We start from the raw sequence: 15685 nt of genomic DNA on the forward strand, positions 1-15685 counted from the left end.
TAGGGCCTTGTGCCTGAATGAAGCAGGTCGGGGCCGCTGCGCGCCCCATCGCGACCTCTGGTCGCTCCTACCGAAAAGCGGGCCGGGTTGCCTTGAAGAGGAATTGAAACATGCACCAATGGATCAACGCCCTCGCCGACCACCAGTCCCGTGGCGAAGCCTGCGTGCTGGTGACCATCATCGAGGAGCGCGGTTCTACCCCGCGCAATGCCGGCTCGAAGATGGTCGTCAGCGCCACCGGCCTGTTCGACACCATCGGTGGCGGGCACCTTGAGTATAAGGCCCTGCACATCGCTCGGCTGATGCTCGAAGAACACCGCACCACCCCGCACCTGGAGCGCTTCAGCCTGGGGGCCAGCCTCGGCCAGTGCTGTGGTGGCGCCACCGTGCTGCTGTTCGAGCCGATGGCAGCGGTGCAGGCGCAGATCACCGTGTTCGGCGCGGGCCATGTTGGCCGGGCTCTGGTACCCTTGCTCGCCGCGCTGCCCTGCCGGGTGCGCTGGGTCGACTCGCGTGAACAGGAATTCCCCGAACTCATCCCCCACGGGGTGACCAAGGTGGTCAGTGAGGAACCGGTCGACGAAGTGGCCGAGCTGCCGCCAGGCAGCTACTGCATCGTCATGACCCACAACCACCAGCTCGACCTGGAACTGACCGCCGCCATTCTCAAGCGCAACGATTTCACCTGGTTCGGCCTGATCGGCTCGAAGACCAAACGGGTCAAGTTCGAGCACCGCCTGCGCGAGCGCGGCTACGACGACGCAACCCTGGCGCGCATGCGCTGCCCGATGGGCCTGGCCGAGGTCAAGGGCAAGCTGCCGATCGAAATTGCCGTGTCCATCGCCGGTGAAATCATTGCCACCTACAACGCCTGCTTCGGCCAGCATGACGCTGCCGCCAACGCCGGCCCCATTGCCCAGTTGCTGCCGCCCTCCCGGCGCAGCCCAGCCCTTTGACGAGTGTGTTATGACCGTTACCCGCAAAGCCTACCGTGCCGCTATCCTGCACAGCATCGCCGACCCGGCCGAGGTTGGCCTGCAAGCCTCCCATGAGTATTTCGAAGACGGCCTGCTGGTGATCGACGACGGCCGCATCAGCGCCGTTGGCCCAGCCAGCGAGCTGCTGCCGAGCCTGGCCGCCGACATCGAGGTGGTGCACTACCAGGATGCCCTGATTACCCCAGGCTTCATCGACACCCATATCCATTTCCCGCAAACCGGCATGATCGGCTCCTACGGCGAGCAGTTGCTGGATTGGCTCAACACCTACACTTTCCCCTGCGAGAAGCAGTTCGCCGACAAGGACCACGCCGACAAGGTGGCGAAAATTTTCGTTGAGGAACTGCTGCGCAACGGCACCACCACCGCGCTGGTGTTCGGCAGCGTGCACCCGCAGTCGGTCAATGCCCTGTTCGAAGAGGCCGAACGCCTGGACCTGCGGATGATCGCCGGCAAGGTGATGATGGACCGCAACGCCCCGGACTACCTGACCGACACTGCAGAATCCGGCTACCGCGAAAGCAAGCAACTGATTGAGCGCTGGCACGGCAAGGGCCGCCTGCACTACGCCATCACCCCGCGCTTCGCCCCCACCAGCACCCCCGAGCAACTGGCCCTGGCCGGGCAGTTGCTCAAGGAATACCCGGGCCTGTACCTGCACACTCACTTGTCGGAAAACCTCAAGGAGATCGACTGGGTCAAGGAACTGTTCCCCGAGCAGAAAGGCTACCTGGACGTCTACGACCACTTCGAACTGCTGAGCGAGCGCTCGGTGTTCGCCCATGGCGTGCACCTGTGCGACAGCGAATGCCAGCGCCTGGCGGAAACCGGCTCGGCGGTGGCGTTCTGCCCAACCTCGAACCTGTTCCTGGGCAGCGGGCTGTTCAACCTGCCCCAGGCCGAGCGTTTCAAGGTCAATGTGGGCCTGGGCACCGACGTGGGTGCCGGCACCAGCTTCTCGCTGCTGAACACGTTGAACGAGGCGTACAAGGTGATGCAGTTGCAGGGCGCGCGGCTGCACCCGTTCAAGTCGCTGTACCTGGCCACCCTGGGCGGTGCGCGGGCACTGCGCCTGGATGACCGTATCGGCAGCTTGCGGGCGGGTAACGATGCCGATTTCGTGGTGCTCGACTACAAGGCCACGCCGTTGCTGGATTACCGTATTGCGCAGTCGAAGAGCATCGAGGAAACGTTGTTCGTGCTTACAACCCTGGGGGATGACCGCACGGTGCGGGAAACCTACGCGGCTGGGCGTTGTGTGCATCAGCGCTGAAAATGCAAGGGGCCGCTTTGCGGCCCATTCGCGGGGCAAGCCCGCTCCTACAAGGAACCGTAATCCCCTGTAGGAGCGGGCTTGCCCCGCGAATGGGCTGCAAAGCAGCCCCTTCAATCATCCAGGCAAACGATCAACTCTTGGCCGAAGCCTTGGGTTTTTTCAGCAGGTGCGAGAACACCGCATGCAGGTCGTCCGACGCGCTTTCCTCGTCGAGGTTGAGCTTGCTGTCGATATGGTCCATGTGGTGCATCATCAGGCTGACCGCCTGCTCGGCGTTGCGCGCTTCGATGGCGTCGATCAGTTGCATGTGCTCGTCATAGGAGCAATGCGAACGGTTGCCGCTTTCATACTGGGCGATGATCAACGACGTTTGCGACACCAGGCTGCGCTGGAAGCTTACCAGCGGCGCATTGCCCGCGGCCTCGGCCAGCTTGAGGTGGAATTCGCCGGACAGGCGAATGCCGGCACCCCGGTCGCCACGGGAGAAGCTGTCGCGCTCCTCGCGCACCATCTGGCGCAGTTCGTTCAATTGCTCGGGGGTGGCGTGCTGCACCGCAAGCTCGGTGATCGCCCGCTCGACCATGCGCCGCGAGAAGAACACCTGGCGCGCCTCCTCCACCGTCGGGCTGGCCACCACCGCACCGCGGTTGGGCCGCAGCAGCACCACGCTTTCGTGGGCCAGGCGCGACAGCGCACGGCGGATGATGGTGCGGCTGACGCCAAAGATCTCGCCCAGCGCTTCCTCGCTCAACTTGGTGCCTGGCGCCAGGCGCTGCTCGAGGATCGCCTCGAAGATGTGCGCGTAGACGATGTCGTCCTGGGTACCACTGCGGCCAGCCTTGCCGGCACGCGCAGGTTTCTTCAGAGGTTGCAGCTGTTCGTTCATGGGCTCTCGAAGCACGAAGAGAAAGTATGTCGCCATTGTACACAGGCTGAGGCGATTGAGCAGGGGGCGTTTTGCCTATATAGCCGTTGTACGACGCATTGCGCACACAAAAGATAAAACATTATTTGCATTCTTTGTACACAAAAGCATAATCCACCCAGCAACTTCTTGACCCATGAGTCAACTAACCGGTCGGACGTCTGCCTTCCCTCGTGGAGCCGCCAAGTGCAATGCGCAGGAACCTGGCTCCAACAACAACAAGAAAGACTTGAGGAGTACTCGCTGTGGAAAGCCGCAAATCCGAAGCCCCTACGCTGGATCTCGCACCACCGCTCGAAACGAGTTGGCTGGAGCGGATTTTCAAACTCAAGCAACATGGCAGCACCGTCAAGACCGAGCTGATTGCCGGGGTGACCACCTTCATCACCATGGCCTACATCATCTTCGTCAACCCCAACATCATGGCCGACGCCGGCATCGACCATGGTGCCGCCTTCGTCGCCACCTGCATCGCCGCCGCGCTGGGCTGCCTGCTGATGGGCCTGTACGCCAACTGGCCGGTGGGCCTGGCGCCGGGCATGGGGCTGAACGCCTTCTTCACCTACACCGTGGTCGGCACCATGGGTTACAACTGGGAAACGGCGCTGGGGGCGGTGTTCGTCTCGGGCGTGCTGTTCATGTTGCTGACCTTGTCGCGGGTGCGCGAGTGGCTGCTCAACAGCATCCCCGTCAGCCTGCGCCATGCCATGGGCGCCGGGGTCGGCTTGTTTCTCGGGCTGATCGGCCTGAAAACGGCCGGCATCATCGTCGACAGCCCGGCCACCCTGATCAAGCTGGGCTCGCTGCATGAGCCTGGGCCACTGCTGGCGGCGCTGTGTTTCCTGCTGATCGCCATTCTCAGCTACAAGCGGGTGTTCGGCGCGATCCTGATCAGCATCATCGGCGTCACCCTGGCCGGTTGGGGCCTGGGGCTGGTGAAGTTCGGCGGGGTGATGTCGATGCCGCCAAGCCTGGCCCCGACCTGGATGGCCATGGACGTGGCCGGCGTGTTCAACGTCAGCATGATCAGCGTGGTGCTGGCGTTCCTCTTCGTGCACATGTTCGACACCGCCGGCACGCTGATGGGCGTTGCGCAACGGGCCAACCTGGTGGCACCGGACGGGCGCATCGAAAACCTGTCGCGGGCACTGAAGGCCGATAGCGCCTCCAGCGTGTTCGGCGCGGTGGTCGGCGTGCCACCTGTAACCAGCTACGTGGAAAGTGCGGCAGGCGTTGCGGCGGGCGGCCGAACCGGCCTCACGGCTGTAGTGGTCGGCCTGCTGTTCGTCGCGGCGATGTTCTTCGCCCCGCTGGCCGGGATGATTCCGGCCTACGCGACTGCCGGTGCGCTGATCTACGTGGCGATGCTGATGATGGGCAGCATGGCCCACATCCATTGGGATGAAGCCACCGACAGCATTCCGGCAATCGTCACGGTAATCATGATGCCGCTGACCTTCTCGGTCGCCGATGGTATTGCCCTGGGCTTTATCAGCTATGTGGCGCTGAAGGCGGGGACCGGCAAGTACAAGGAAATCTCGGCCAGCCTGTGGGTGCTGTGCGCGATTTTCATTGCCAAGTTTGTGTTTCTCTAACCCCCGCAACACCCACAAAGGGCGCCTCGGCGTCCTTTGTTATTTTCAGCGCCACTCCCTGTCCATGTCAGCCTGATATTTTTGTCAGGTGCAGCTTGTGGTGGGGACTGCTACAACTTCTCACCAAGCACTGTCGAGGAGGATCGCTCCATGAACAATGCTATTGCCGTGAGCATTTTCGCCCCCTATGGCCATAGCCAGATCAACAAAAGCCTGCTCGGCTTCAATGGTGAGTTCCAAGATACGGTTTCCCGCCTGTACGCACTAGGCAATGGAACCAGGGCATTCAACCCTGCTCTGATGCGGTTCTTGAACCCCGACCGTTACAGCCCCTTCAGGGAAGGTGGGTTGAATGCTTATGCCTACTGCTTGGGAGACCCCATAAATTTCACCGATCCCAAGGGGAGCAGCCCGTTCTTCAAAGGGATCACGAAAACGCTCACAAATATATTCATTCCCGGCGATGTGCCGACTGAACAATTCTCCCCTACCCGCAAACGATTACACCACAACGTCGACACCTCCTCGCTGTGGGGCCAAGCCACCGCGTCCATCAATAAAGCACTGGGTAGCAATGGGGATAACAGCATTCCTGAGTGGAAGGCTGACAGCTATATCCAGCGTTCGTGGAATGCCTCGACCAGTCCAAACCGACTGAAGAAACAGAGTTTGAGCGAGCCCACGCTGTTTTTCGGCTCCGCGTTTGAGTGGGGCGAAGTGGCAGCGCAAGCATGGAAGCAGGGTCAACCTGAAGCGGCGGGGGCTGCAGCTGTAGGGCTTGCCTTTAATTCCGCTGGCGGCCTCATGGTAGGCGCAACGGTTCATTCGGGCTACAAGACCGGCCGAGTACTGTCCGTCCCGGCAAATCAGCAATCCAACATTCGCAAATAAAAAAAGCCCGCCAGTGTGGGAGCGGGCCAAAGGACCTACGAAGATTCTTCTAGCGACCAACTAGCTTCCGCGATAGGTCGAATAGCTGTACGGCGAGATCAGCAGCGGCACATGGTAGTGCTCCTGCTTTTCATCAATGCCGAAGCGCAGCACGACAACATCCAAAAAGGCCGTGTCCGGCAGCTGCACGCCGCGGGCACGGTAATAGGCGCCAGCGCTGAATTGCAGCTGGTAGACGCCAGTACGGTAGTCATCCCCCTGCAGCAGCGGCGCATCGACGCGGCCATCGCTGTTGGTCAGGGCAGTGTTCACCAATTCCAGTTGCTGGCCTTCGACGCGGTACAGCTCGACCTTGATCGAGCTGCCCGGGCAGCCATGCGCGGCATCCAGTACGTGTGTGGTCAAACGTCCCATCTGCTTGTCGCCTCTTGTTCATTCTATGGGCAAAAAATACACAGCTTGCGCCCCGAAACGGGGCCTGCGATGTGCGGGAATGACGCCATTAAGACATTTCATTGCCAGATTGTACACAATTTTTTGAGCCCTTCCGTCGCAACCCCCAGAAACAGGCCACCAGTCGCAAATACAGGCACGATGCCGACACCAAGAATCTAATCTGACCAACCAGGCAGGTTTCTTGCAACGGATTACCAGGCGACAAAAGGGAAGAAATGCGGAAAAACAGGCTTACAAAAGATTTCAGAAGTTGTATACAATCAGCCCATCCGGTGGTGCGACATCCCGACGCGGCCCGCCCACCCCGCACCAACACACAAGAAGGAAGACTGCAGTGAGCGCTGACTACCCTCGCGACCTGATCGGTTACGGCAACAACCCTCCTCACCCGCAATGGCCGGGCAACGCTCGCATCGCGCTGTCTTTCGTCCTCAACTACGAAGAAGGCGGCGAGCGCAACATCCTGCACGGTGACAAGGAATCCGAAGCCTTCCTGTCGGAAATGGTAGCCGCCCAGCCCCTGCAGGGCGCGCGCAACATGAGCATGGAATCGCTCTACGAGTACGGCAGCCGCGCCGGCGTGTGGCGCTTGCTCAAGCTGTTCAAGGACAGCGGCGTGCCACTGACCATCTTCGCCGTGGCCATGGCCGCCCAGCGCCACCCCGACGTGATCCGCGCCATGGCCGAAGCCGGCCACGAGATCTGCAGCCACGGCTACCGCTGGATCGACTACCAGAACATGGACGAGGCCCAGGAACGCGAGCACATGCTCGAAGCCATCCGCATCCTCACCGAACTGACCGGCGAGCGCCCGCTGGGCTGGTACACCGGCCGTACCGGCCCGAACACCCGCCGCCTGGTGATGGAAGAAGGCGGTTTCCTGTACGACAGCGACACCTACGACGACGACCTGCCCTACTGGGAGCCGAACAACCCCACCGGCAAGCCGCACCTGGTGATCCCCTACACCCTGGACACCAACGACATGCGCTTCACCCAGGTACAGGGCTTCAACTGCGGCGAGCAGTTCTTCCAGTACCTCAAGGACGCCTTCGACGTGCTCTACGCCGAAGGTGCCGAAGCGCCGAAGATGCTGTCCATCGGCCTGCACTGCCGCCTGGTCGGCCGCCCGGCGCGCCTGGCTGCGCTCAAGCGTTTCGTCGACTACGCCAAGAGCCACGAGCAGGTCTGGTTCGCCCGTCGCGTGGACATCGCCCGCCACTGGCACGCCACCCACCCGTACAAGAAAGAGAACGCCTGATGACCGCCTTCAACACCCTCAAGCCCTCCACCCTCAGCCGTGACGCCTTCGTCAAGGCCTTCGCCGACATCTACGAGCACTCGCCGTGGGTGGCCGAAAAAGCCTACGACCTGGGCCAACTGGCCGAGCTGGACGAGATCGAGGCGCTGCACCAGCGCATGAGCGACATCCTGCTCAGCGCCAACCACGCGGACCAACTGGCACTGATCAACGCTCACCCGGACCTGGCCGGCAAGGCCGCCATCCAGGGCGAGCTGACCGAATCGAGCACCAACGAACAGGCCGGCGCCGGTATCCACCAGTGCACCGCCGAGGAATTCGCCCGGTTCACCGAACTGAACGACGCCTACAAGGCCAAGTTCCAGTTCCCGTTCATCATGGCGGTAAAAGGCAGCAATCGGCACCAGATCCTTGCCGCCTTCGAAAAACGCATCCACAACGACGCCGATGCCGAATTCAAGGAAGCCCTGGCGCAGATCAACCTGATCGCCCTGTTCCGCCTGCTGCAGCTGTAACGCTGCCGCAACGTTAGAGCCTTATCCAGAACAACGAACATAGAAGAGATAACCCCATGCGCACCCTGATGATCGAGCCCCTGACCAAAGAAGCCTTCGCCGAATTCGGAGACGTGATCGAAACCGATGGCAGCGACCACTTCATGATCAACAACGGCTCGACCATGCGTTTTCACAAGCTCGCCACGGTGGAAACCGCCGAGCCTGAAGACAAGGCGATCATCAGCATCTTCCGCGCCGATGCGCTGGACATGCCGCTGACCGTGCGCATGCTGGAGCGCCATCCGCTGGGCAGCCAGGCTTTCATTCCGCTGCTCGGCAACCCCTTTCTGATCGTGGTCGCGCCGGTTGGCGATGCACCTGTATCAGGCTTGGTCCGCGCCTTCCGTAGTAACGGCAGGCAGGGCGTTAATTACCATCGCGGCGTCTGGCACCACCCGGTGCTGACGATCGAAAAGCGGGATGACTTCCTGGTGGTTGATCGCAGTGGTTCTGGCAACAACTGCGATGAGCATTACTTCACCGAGGAACAGATGCTGATCCTCAATCCCCACCAATAAGAAAAGGTCGGTCATCGTTCACGGTGACCGGCAGAGGTACATACTGTGGAAGCACACCTTCACGAATGGCTGAACCTGAGCATTCGCTGGGTTCACATGATCACCGGTGTCGCCTGGATCGGTGCATCGTTCTACTTCGTCTGGCTGGAGAACCACCTGAACCGCAGCAACCCGCGCGATGGGTTGTCGGGTGATCTCTGGGCGATTCACGGCGGTGGTATCTACCACCTGGAGAAATACAAGCTCGCGCCCCCGAAAATGCCCGAGAACCTGCACTGGTTCAAATGGGAAGCCTACTTCACCTGGATGTCCGGTATCGCCCTGCTGTGCGTGGTGTTCTACTGGAACCCTAGCCTGTACCTGCTGGCACCTGGCAGCACCCTGAGCGGTGCCGAAGGCGTGGCCATCGGTATCGGTTCGCTGGTGGCCGGCTGGTTCATCTACGACTTCCTGTGCGACTCGCCCCTGGGCAAGCACCCTGCCCTGCTGGGCGCCGTGCTGTTCGTGCTGATCATCGCGGCCTGCTTCGGCTTCAGCCTGGTGTTCAGCGGCCGTGGTGCGTACCTGCACACCGGTGCGATCATCGGCACCATCATGGTCGGCAACGTGTTCCGCATCATCATGCCGGCCCAGCGCCAGCTGGTGGCGGCGATCGAGAACAACCAGACGCCTGACCCGGTACTGCCGGCCAAGGGCCTGCTGCGTTCGCGCCACAACAACTACTTCACCCTGCCGGTGCTGTTCATCATGATCAGCAACCACTTCCCGAGCACCTACGGTAGCCAGTACAACTGGCTGATCCTGGCCGGTATCGCAGTAGCCGCGGTTCTGATCCGCCACTACTTCAACACCCGCCACGACAGCAACAAGTACGCCTGGACCCTGCCGGTCGGTGCCCTGGCAATGATCTGCCTGGCCTACGTCACCGGCCCCAAGCCGCTGCCAACCAGCCCGGAGCAAGCCGCCGCGAAGGTCGAGTACCAACCACTGCCGGCTACCGCCGTGGGTGGCAAGACCGCAGCCGAGCTGCGCGCCGAGGAAGCCGCCAAGGCCGCCGAAGCACCAGCAGCACCCGCCGAGGCCCCGGCCCAGGCGACTGCACAGGCCGCCGGTGGCGACTTCGACAAGATCCACAAGGTCATCCAGGAACGCTGCAGCGTGTGCCACTCGGCCAAGCCGACCAGCCCACTGTTCAGCGCAGCCCCTGCCGGCGTGATGTTCGACACCCCGCAACAGATCCAGGCCCAGGCCGCGCGCATCCAGGCGCAAGCGGTCGCCAGCCAGATCATGCCGCTGGGCAACATCACCCAGATGACCGCCGAGGAGCGCAAGCTGGTCGGTGACTGGATCGCCAAAGGCGCCCAGGTCAACTGACCCACCCTCCTGCGAAGGCGTCCGCGCGCCTTTGTAGGAGCGGCCTTGCGCCGCGAAGAGGCCGGCATGCCCGGCCTCGCACTTACCGTTTCATGCAACAAGCAAGCATCGAGCGTTCGACCGCAAGCGCGAACCCCAGGCTGCCTTCACCGGGCCTGGCGCCTGCAACCGGCGCTTGGATCCGAGAATAAAAACAAAACTCGAGGTGCTGCATGTCCGAGTCCCGCAAGGCGTACATTCCAGTTGCGCCGCCGCGACAGCCTCTGTCCCTGTTCCAACTGATCCTGGTTGGCCTGCAACATGTGCTGCTGATGTACGGAGGCGCGATTGCCGTGCCACTGATCATCGGCCAGGCCGCCGGGTTGTCTCGCGAAGAAGTCGCTTTCCTGATCAACGCCGACCTGCTGGTCGCTGGCGTCGCTACCATCATCCAGTCGTTCGGCATCGGCCCGGTCGGGATCCGCATGCCGGTGATGATGGGTGCCAGTTTCGCCGCCGTCGGCAGCATGGTGGCCATGGCCGGCATGCCCGGCGTCGGCCTGCAGGGCATCTTCGGCGCAACCATCGCTGCCGGGTTCTTCGGCATGCTGGTCGCGCCGTTCATGTCCAAGGTGGTGCGCTTCTTCCCGCCACTGGTCACCGGTACGGTGATCACCTCCATTGGCCTGTCGCTGTTCCCGGTGGCGGTCGATTGGGCCGGCGGCGGCCAGCAAGCGACCACCTTCGGCTCGCCGATCTACCTGCTGGTGGCCAGCCTGGTGCTGGCGGTGATCCTGTTGATCAACCGCTTCATGCGCGGCTTCTGGGTCAACGTGTCGGTGCTGGTGGGCATGGGCCTGGGTTACATCCTGGCCGGCTCCATCGGCATGGTCGACCTCTCGGGGCTGGCCGAAACGCCGTGGTTGCAGGTGGTCACCCCCCTGCACTTCGGCATGCCGACCTTCAGCCTGGCGCCGATCCTGTCGATGTGCCTGGTGGTGGTGATCATCTTCGTCGAGTCCACCGGCATGTTCCTGGCCCTGGGCAAGGTGACGGATCGCGAGGTTACCCCCGGGATGCTGCGTCGCGGCCTGTTGTGCGATGCCGGTGCATCGTTCATCGCCGGGTTCTTCAACACCTTCACCCACTCCTCGTTCGCCCAGAACATTGGCCTGGTGCAAATGACGGGTGTGCGCTGCCGTTATGTCACGGTCACTGCCGGCGGCCTGCTGATCCTGCTCAGCCTGCTGCCCAAGGCGGCCTTCCTGATCGCCTCGATTCCGCCTGCGGTACTGGGCGGCGCGTCCATCGCCATGTTCGGCATGGTCACCGCCACCGGCATCAAGATCCTTCAGGAAGCCGACATCGGCGACCGCCGCAACCAGCTGCTGGTGGCGGTAAGCATAGGCTTTGGCCTGATTCCGGTGGTGAAGCCGGCGTTCTTCTCGCAGATGCCCCAGTGGATGGAACCCATCACCCACAGCGGCATCGCCATGGCCACGATCAGTGCCCTGGTGCTGAACGTGTTGTTCAACATCCTCGGGGGTGCCGAGCGCGCCGTGCACAACGAAGCCTGCCACGAGCACTGAGCCCGTCCAGGGGCGGCGCAGTTTGCCGCCCCTTCTTACTTCATGCAGTAACCGCTTGACCGTCGACCCGCCGGAATGGGCCGCTCGGGGCGCCTGCGCGCCGAAAAAACCGCCAACAAAAACAATAAGTCCGGGAATCACAACATGAAGCGCATCACCTCATCCCTGCTGCTGGGCAGCAGCCTGCTGGCCACCCTCCCCGCGCATGCAGGCGATTGGCTGCTGTGGCACGGCGAAAGCCTGACGTACCTGTACGGCAAGGACTTCAAGATCAACCCCAATATCCAGCAGACCATCACCTTCGAGCACGCCAACAAATGGAAGTACGGCGACACCTTCTTCTTCGTCGACAAGATTTTCTACAACGGCAAAGCTGACCGCAGCAAAGGCGAAGACACCTACTACGGCGAATTCAGCCCGCGCCTGTCGTTCGGCAAGATCCTCGACCGCAAGCTGGCCTTCGGCCCGGTCAAGGACGTGCTGCTGGCGATGACCTACGAGCGCGGCGAAGGCGACAACGAGGCCTACCTGATCGGCCCCGGCTTCGACCTGGATATTCCCGGCTTCAACTATTTCACCTTGAACTTCTACCTGCGCAACACCGAAGGCGGCCGCCCCGGTGACGACGTCTGGCAGATCACCCCCGGTTGGTCCTACACCATCCCGGTGGGCAAATCCGACATTCTGATCGACGGTTACATGGACTGGGTCACCGACAACGACCAGAACAGCCGCGGCACCTACCACGCCAACCTGCACTTCAACCCGCAGGTCAAGTATGACCTGGGCAAGGCCCTGAACCTGGGCGCCAAGCAGCTCTACGTCGGCTTCGAATACAGCTACTGGAAAGACAAGTACGGCATCGACAGCCGTGGCAATTTGCAGAGTAACCAGAGTGTCGCCAGTGCGTTGATCAAGGTCCATTTCTAAAAACTTGATCGAACGCCCAGGTTTGAATCACAGTGCGCCAGGAAGGAGCACTTGAGGCGCGGCGCGCAAGCCAGTAATCTGCGCGCCCCCTCGATCAGGGCAGGATGGATCCTGCCTGCGTTTACTGACCGCTCAGTCAATGAATTCGGGCGGTTGGCCAACGTGTTGCCAGCCTGAGATACCCATTTTCATCCGTTCAGAACGAGTCGAGCAGGAAGGTTGCAGCTAACCCGGAAAGTTGGCGCAGCGCTTGCCAATAAACTGTGGCCAATCGAAAAAAGCTGACTCAAAAGACAACAAACAGGCGCCATCACGAGCGCTGACAACAGATCAATCAAGGGAGCGACACTCGCAATGCGTACCATCAACAGCCTGATTCTCGCCGGCGGCCTGCTGGCCTGCGGCACCACCTACGCCGGTGACCTGCTGCAGTGGCAGAACAACAGCCTGACCTACCTGTGGGGCAAGAACTTCAAGGTCAACCCGGACACCCAACAGACCTTCACCTTCGAGCACGCCGACGCCTGGAAGTACGGTGACAACTTCCTGTTCATCGACAAGATTTTCTACCAGGGCAAGAAAGACGCCAGCAACGGCCCCAACACCTACTACGGTGAGTTCAGCCCGCGCCTGTCGTTCGGCAAGATCTTCGACCAGAAGCTGGAGTTCGGCCCGGTCAAGGACGTGCTGCTGGCCGCCACGTACGAGTTCGGCGAAGGTGATGTCGATTCGTACCTGATCGGCCCAGGCTTCGACCTGGCCATCCCAGGCTTCGACTACTTCCAGCTGAACTTCTACAACCGTATTCCCGATGGCAGCCGCGCCGGCAAGAACATCTGGCAGATCACCCCGGTATGGTCCTACACCATCCCCGTGGGTTCGTCCGATGTGCTGATCGATGGCTTCATGGACTGGGTGGTGGACAACGACGAAAATCGCCACGGCACCTACCACGCCAACCTGCACTTCAACCCGCAGATCAAGTACGACCTGGGCAAGGCCTTGCACCTGGGCGAGAAGCAACTGTACGTGGGTATCGAATACGATTACTGGAAAGATAAGTACGGCATCAAGGACAGCGACGGTTTCACCACCGACCAGAACACCGCCAGCCTGTTGGTGAAAGTGCACTTCTAAGTGAACTGAACCGTCACAGCACCGTTCATCAACGGTGCTGTTACGTTCCGATGTAAGCCTTTGCTTACACCTTTTTAAGTTGTAACTTACTTGCCATTAAACTTGCCTTCCAGGCCAGCGGCAACCCAGCCGGCAACAATACGCCCAGGCACAGCAAGGCACCCTCGACTTCGTGTTGTTCCAGCACCCGCCAGATATCCAGCACCAGCATCAGCGCGCATACCAGTAGCGCTACACCCAGCATCGTGACGCAGCGCAACAGCGCCGATGCGCCCGTGCCACGCACCAGAAGGCCCAGCCCTAAAGCACTCCAGGACATCAGCTTCAAGAACGCCTGGGGCATGGCCGACGAGGACCTGTACCGGCAAACACTGAAGCTGGCCGATGCCGACCATGCCAGGCAGCAACCGTTCTTCCTGCAACTGATGACCACATCGAACCACCGCCCTTATACCTACCCCGATGGCCGTATCGACATCCCGTCAGGCGATGGCCGCGAAGGTGCGGTGAAGTACACCGACCATGCCATTGCCCAGTTCCTGCAGGCCGCCAGGCTCAAGCCGTGGTTCGACGACACCTGGTTCGTCTTCGTCGCCGACCACACTGCCGGCAGCGCGGGAATGGAGGACCTGCCGGTGAGCAACTACCAGATACCGCTGTTCATCTACGCACCGAAGCTGATCGCGCCGCGCGAGGACAACCAGCTGGCCAGCCAGATCGACCTGGCGCCGACCCTGCTGGGCCTGCTGGGCGCCGACTACACCTCGACCTTCTTTGGCCGCGACTTGCTCAAGGGCGATGCCCTGCCTGCGTGTGTGCTGATCGGTAACTACCAGCACCTGGGGCTGTTCGATGGCAAGGACCTGGCCATCCTCAGCCCCCGCGGTGGCATGCGGGTGCATGAGGATGCGCTGGGCAACAGCCGGGAAACCACGGTGACCGGTGACAACCCGCTGGTTCGGCGGGCTATCGCCTATTACCAGAGTGCCGCCTATGGCTTCAGCCGTGGGCGGCTGGCGTGGAAGGCTGAACAGCAGGATGTCGCGGCCCGCCGCTAGCCGCACAGAAAATCGCATTTTCACCCCTGATACTGGACCTGGTAGGAGCGAGCGCAGCTCGCGATGGGCTGCAAAGCAGCCCCGGCATCCTGTGCCGCGAAACGGAAAAAACGGGGCCGCTGCGCGCCCCATCGCGAGCTACGCTCGCTCCTACCAGGTTCGAGCTGCGGGGCTTGTCCCCTCAATTTGCCGGGCGAACCAGGCGCCACAATTTCCCAGCGACCGCCACCACGGCCAGCACCACCGCGCCAGCCATCACCCCAGCCAGGCCATTGAGCAAGCCACTGGTCAACGCCCCGCCGCGCCCCTCGCTGAACGCCTCCACCGCGTGATGCAACGGCGCCACCCCATGCACCAGAATGCCGCCGCCCACCAGGAACATCGCCGCGGTGCCAACCACCGACAACCCCTTCATCATGTACGGCGCCGCCCGCAAGATGCCGCTGCCTACCGAACGGGCCAGCCTTGAAGACGTCTGGGTCATCCACAACCCCAGGTCATCGAGCTTGACGATCCCACCCACCAGGCCATACACGCCAATGGTCATCACCACCGCAATACCCGACAGCACGATCACCTGCTGGCCCAACGGCGATTCGGCGACAATCCCCAGGGTAATGGCGATGATTTCTGCCGAAAGAATGAAGTCGGTGCGCACCGCGCCCTTGATCTTGGCCTTCTCGAACGCCACCAGGTCGACATTGGCATCGGCCACTGCCTCCTTGCGCGCCGCATGCTGGGCGTCATCCTCTTCCTGGCTGTGCAGGAACTTGTGCGCCAGCTTCTCGAAGCCTTCGAAACACAGGTAGGCGCCACCGAGCATCAGCAGCGGCGTCACAGCCCAGGGAATGAACGCGCTAATCAGCAGCGCCGCTGGCACCAGGATCGCCTTGTTCATCAGCGAGCCTTTGCACACCGCCCACACCACCGGCAGCTCACGGTCAGCGCGTACACCAGTGACCTGCTGGGCGTTCAGCGCCAGGTCGTCGCCCAGCACCCCAGCGGTTTTCTTCGCCGCGACCTTGGTCATTACCGACACATCGTCGAGCACCGTGGCGATATCGTCGATCAATACGAGCAGGCTGCTGGCCGCCATGGGTAAATACTTCCTTGCCGTTCAAAAACCGCAGCATACCCCGCA

At 61.7% G+C, this 15685-nt stretch carries 16 protein-coding genes; 12 read left to right on the plus strand and 4 right to left on the minus strand.

Annotated features, from left to right (window positions below; all coding sequences use genetic code 11):
* Window positions 1-110: 110 nt before the first annotated feature.
* Both xdhC and guaD read left to right on the plus strand, forming a co-directional pair.
* A complete protein-coding gene (xdhC, locus tag F3J44_RS13150) occupies window positions 111-956 on the plus strand; it encodes a xanthine dehydrogenase accessory protein XdhC (RefSeq protein ID WP_167065453.1) in 846 nt (281 codons plus the stop codon).
* A 10-nt stretch (window positions 957-966) separates the two neighbouring features.
* The gene (gene guaD / locus F3J44_RS13155; protein ID WP_167272992.1) at window positions 967-2271 is read left to right on the plus strand and encodes a guanine deaminase; all 1305 of its coding nucleotides are present in this window, start codon (window positions 967-969) and stop codon (window positions 2269-2271) included.
* Between the two features lie 133 nt (window positions 2272-2404).
* Here guaD and F3J44_RS13160 read toward each other — a convergent pair whose 3' ends face one another.
* Window positions 2405-3160 carry a GntR family transcriptional regulator gene (locus F3J44_RS13160; RefSeq protein ID WP_167272995.1) on the minus strand — a complete coding sequence of 252 codons (756 nt, stop codon included), beginning with the start codon at window positions 3158-3160 and terminating at the stop codon, window positions 2405-2407.
* Between the two features lie 284 nt (window positions 3161-3444).
* Between F3J44_RS13160 and F3J44_RS13165 the strand changes: the two genes are divergently transcribed.
* Together F3J44_RS13165 and F3J44_RS13170 are read left to right on the plus strand one after the other, a co-directional pair.
* Window positions 3445-4794, plus strand: a complete 1350-nt coding sequence (locus F3J44_RS13165) for an NCS2 family permease (protein WP_167065444.1) — start codon at window positions 3445-3447, stop codon at window positions 4792-4794.
* A 150-nt stretch (window positions 4795-4944) separates the two neighbouring features.
* On the plus strand, window positions 4945-5685 hold the full coding sequence (locus F3J44_RS13170) for an RHS repeat-associated core domain-containing protein (protein WP_167272997.1): 741 nt from the start codon (window positions 4945-4947) through the stop codon (window positions 5683-5685).
* 60 nt (window positions 5686-5745) lie between these two features.
* Here the strand turns inward: F3J44_RS13170 and uraH are convergent, their stop codons facing one another.
* On the minus strand, window positions 5746-6099 hold the full coding sequence (uraH, locus tag F3J44_RS13175; RefSeq protein ID WP_054884130.1) for a hydroxyisourate hydrolase: 354 nt from the start codon (window positions 6097-6099) through the stop codon (window positions 5746-5748).
* Between the two features lie 376 nt (window positions 6100-6475).
* On the opposite strand from uraH, the gene puuE reads away from it, so the two are divergent.
* From puuE to F3J44_RS13210, 7 genes are all read left to right on the plus strand, one after another.
* A complete protein-coding gene (gene puuE, locus F3J44_RS13180; RefSeq protein ID WP_167065438.1) occupies window positions 6476-7402 on the plus strand; it encodes an allantoinase PuuE in 927 nt (308 codons plus the stop codon).
* Window positions 7402-7917 carry a 2-oxo-4-hydroxy-4-carboxy-5-ureidoimidazoline decarboxylase gene (gene uraD / locus F3J44_RS13185; protein WP_167065435.1) on the plus strand — a complete coding sequence of 172 codons (516 nt, stop codon included), beginning with the start codon at window positions 7402-7404 and terminating at the stop codon, window positions 7915-7917. The genes puuE and uraD overlap by 1 nt, the downstream gene beginning before the upstream one ends.
* Before the next feature lie 56 nt (window positions 7918-7973).
* Window positions 7974-8477, plus strand: coding sequence for an ureidoglycolate lyase (locus tag F3J44_RS13190; RefSeq protein ID WP_167065432.1), 504 nt, complete (start codon window positions 7974-7976; stop codon window positions 8475-8477).
* Window positions 8478-8522: 45 nt separating this feature from the next.
* Entirely contained in the window at window positions 8523-9851 is a 1329-nt protein-coding gene (locus F3J44_RS13195) for a urate hydroxylase PuuD (protein WP_167065429.1), read from the plus strand.
* 212 nt (window positions 9852-10063) lie between these two features.
* Complete coding sequence (locus F3J44_RS13200; protein WP_167273000.1) at window positions 10064-11419, plus strand: nucleobase:cation symporter-2 family protein; 1356 nt, start codon at window positions 10064-10066, stop codon at window positions 11417-11419.
* A gap of 144 nt (window positions 11420-11563) precedes the next feature.
* The gene (locus F3J44_RS13205; RefSeq protein ID WP_167273003.1) at window positions 11564-12349 is read left to right on the plus strand and encodes an outer membrane protein OmpK; all 786 of its coding nucleotides are present in this window, start codon (window positions 11564-11566) and stop codon (window positions 12347-12349) included.
* A 354-nt stretch (window positions 12350-12703) separates the two neighbouring features.
* Window positions 12704-13486: an outer membrane protein OmpK gene (locus F3J44_RS13210; RefSeq protein WP_167065420.1), complete on the plus strand. Its 783-nt coding sequence runs from the start codon at window positions 12704-12706 to the stop codon at window positions 13484-13486.
* A 64-nt stretch (window positions 13487-13550) separates the two neighbouring features.
* Here F3J44_RS13210 and F3J44_RS13215 read toward each other — a convergent pair whose 3' ends face one another.
* Complete coding sequence (locus F3J44_RS13215) at window positions 13551-13829, minus strand: hypothetical protein (protein WP_167273006.1); 279 nt, start codon at window positions 13827-13829, stop codon at window positions 13551-13553.
* Between F3J44_RS13215 and F3J44_RS13220 the strand changes: the two genes are divergently transcribed.
* Window positions 13828-14544, plus strand: a complete 717-nt coding sequence (locus F3J44_RS13220; RefSeq protein ID WP_240158347.1) for an LTA synthase family protein — start codon at window positions 13828-13830, stop codon at window positions 14542-14544. The two genes, F3J44_RS13215 and F3J44_RS13220, sit on opposite strands and share 2 nt — an antisense overlap.
* A gap of 181 nt (window positions 14545-14725) precedes the next feature.
* Here F3J44_RS13220 and F3J44_RS13225 read toward each other — a convergent pair whose 3' ends face one another.
* Window positions 14726-15640, minus strand: coding sequence for a DUF808 domain-containing protein (locus F3J44_RS13225; RefSeq protein WP_167065414.1), 915 nt, complete (start codon window positions 15638-15640; stop codon window positions 14726-14728).
* Between the last annotated feature and the right edge of the window lie 45 nt (window positions 15641-15685).

This window comes from Pantoea sp. Tr-811, assembly GCF_011752535.1.
GTDB lineage: Bacteria > Pseudomonadota > Gammaproteobacteria > Pseudomonadales > Pseudomonadaceae > Aquipseudomonas.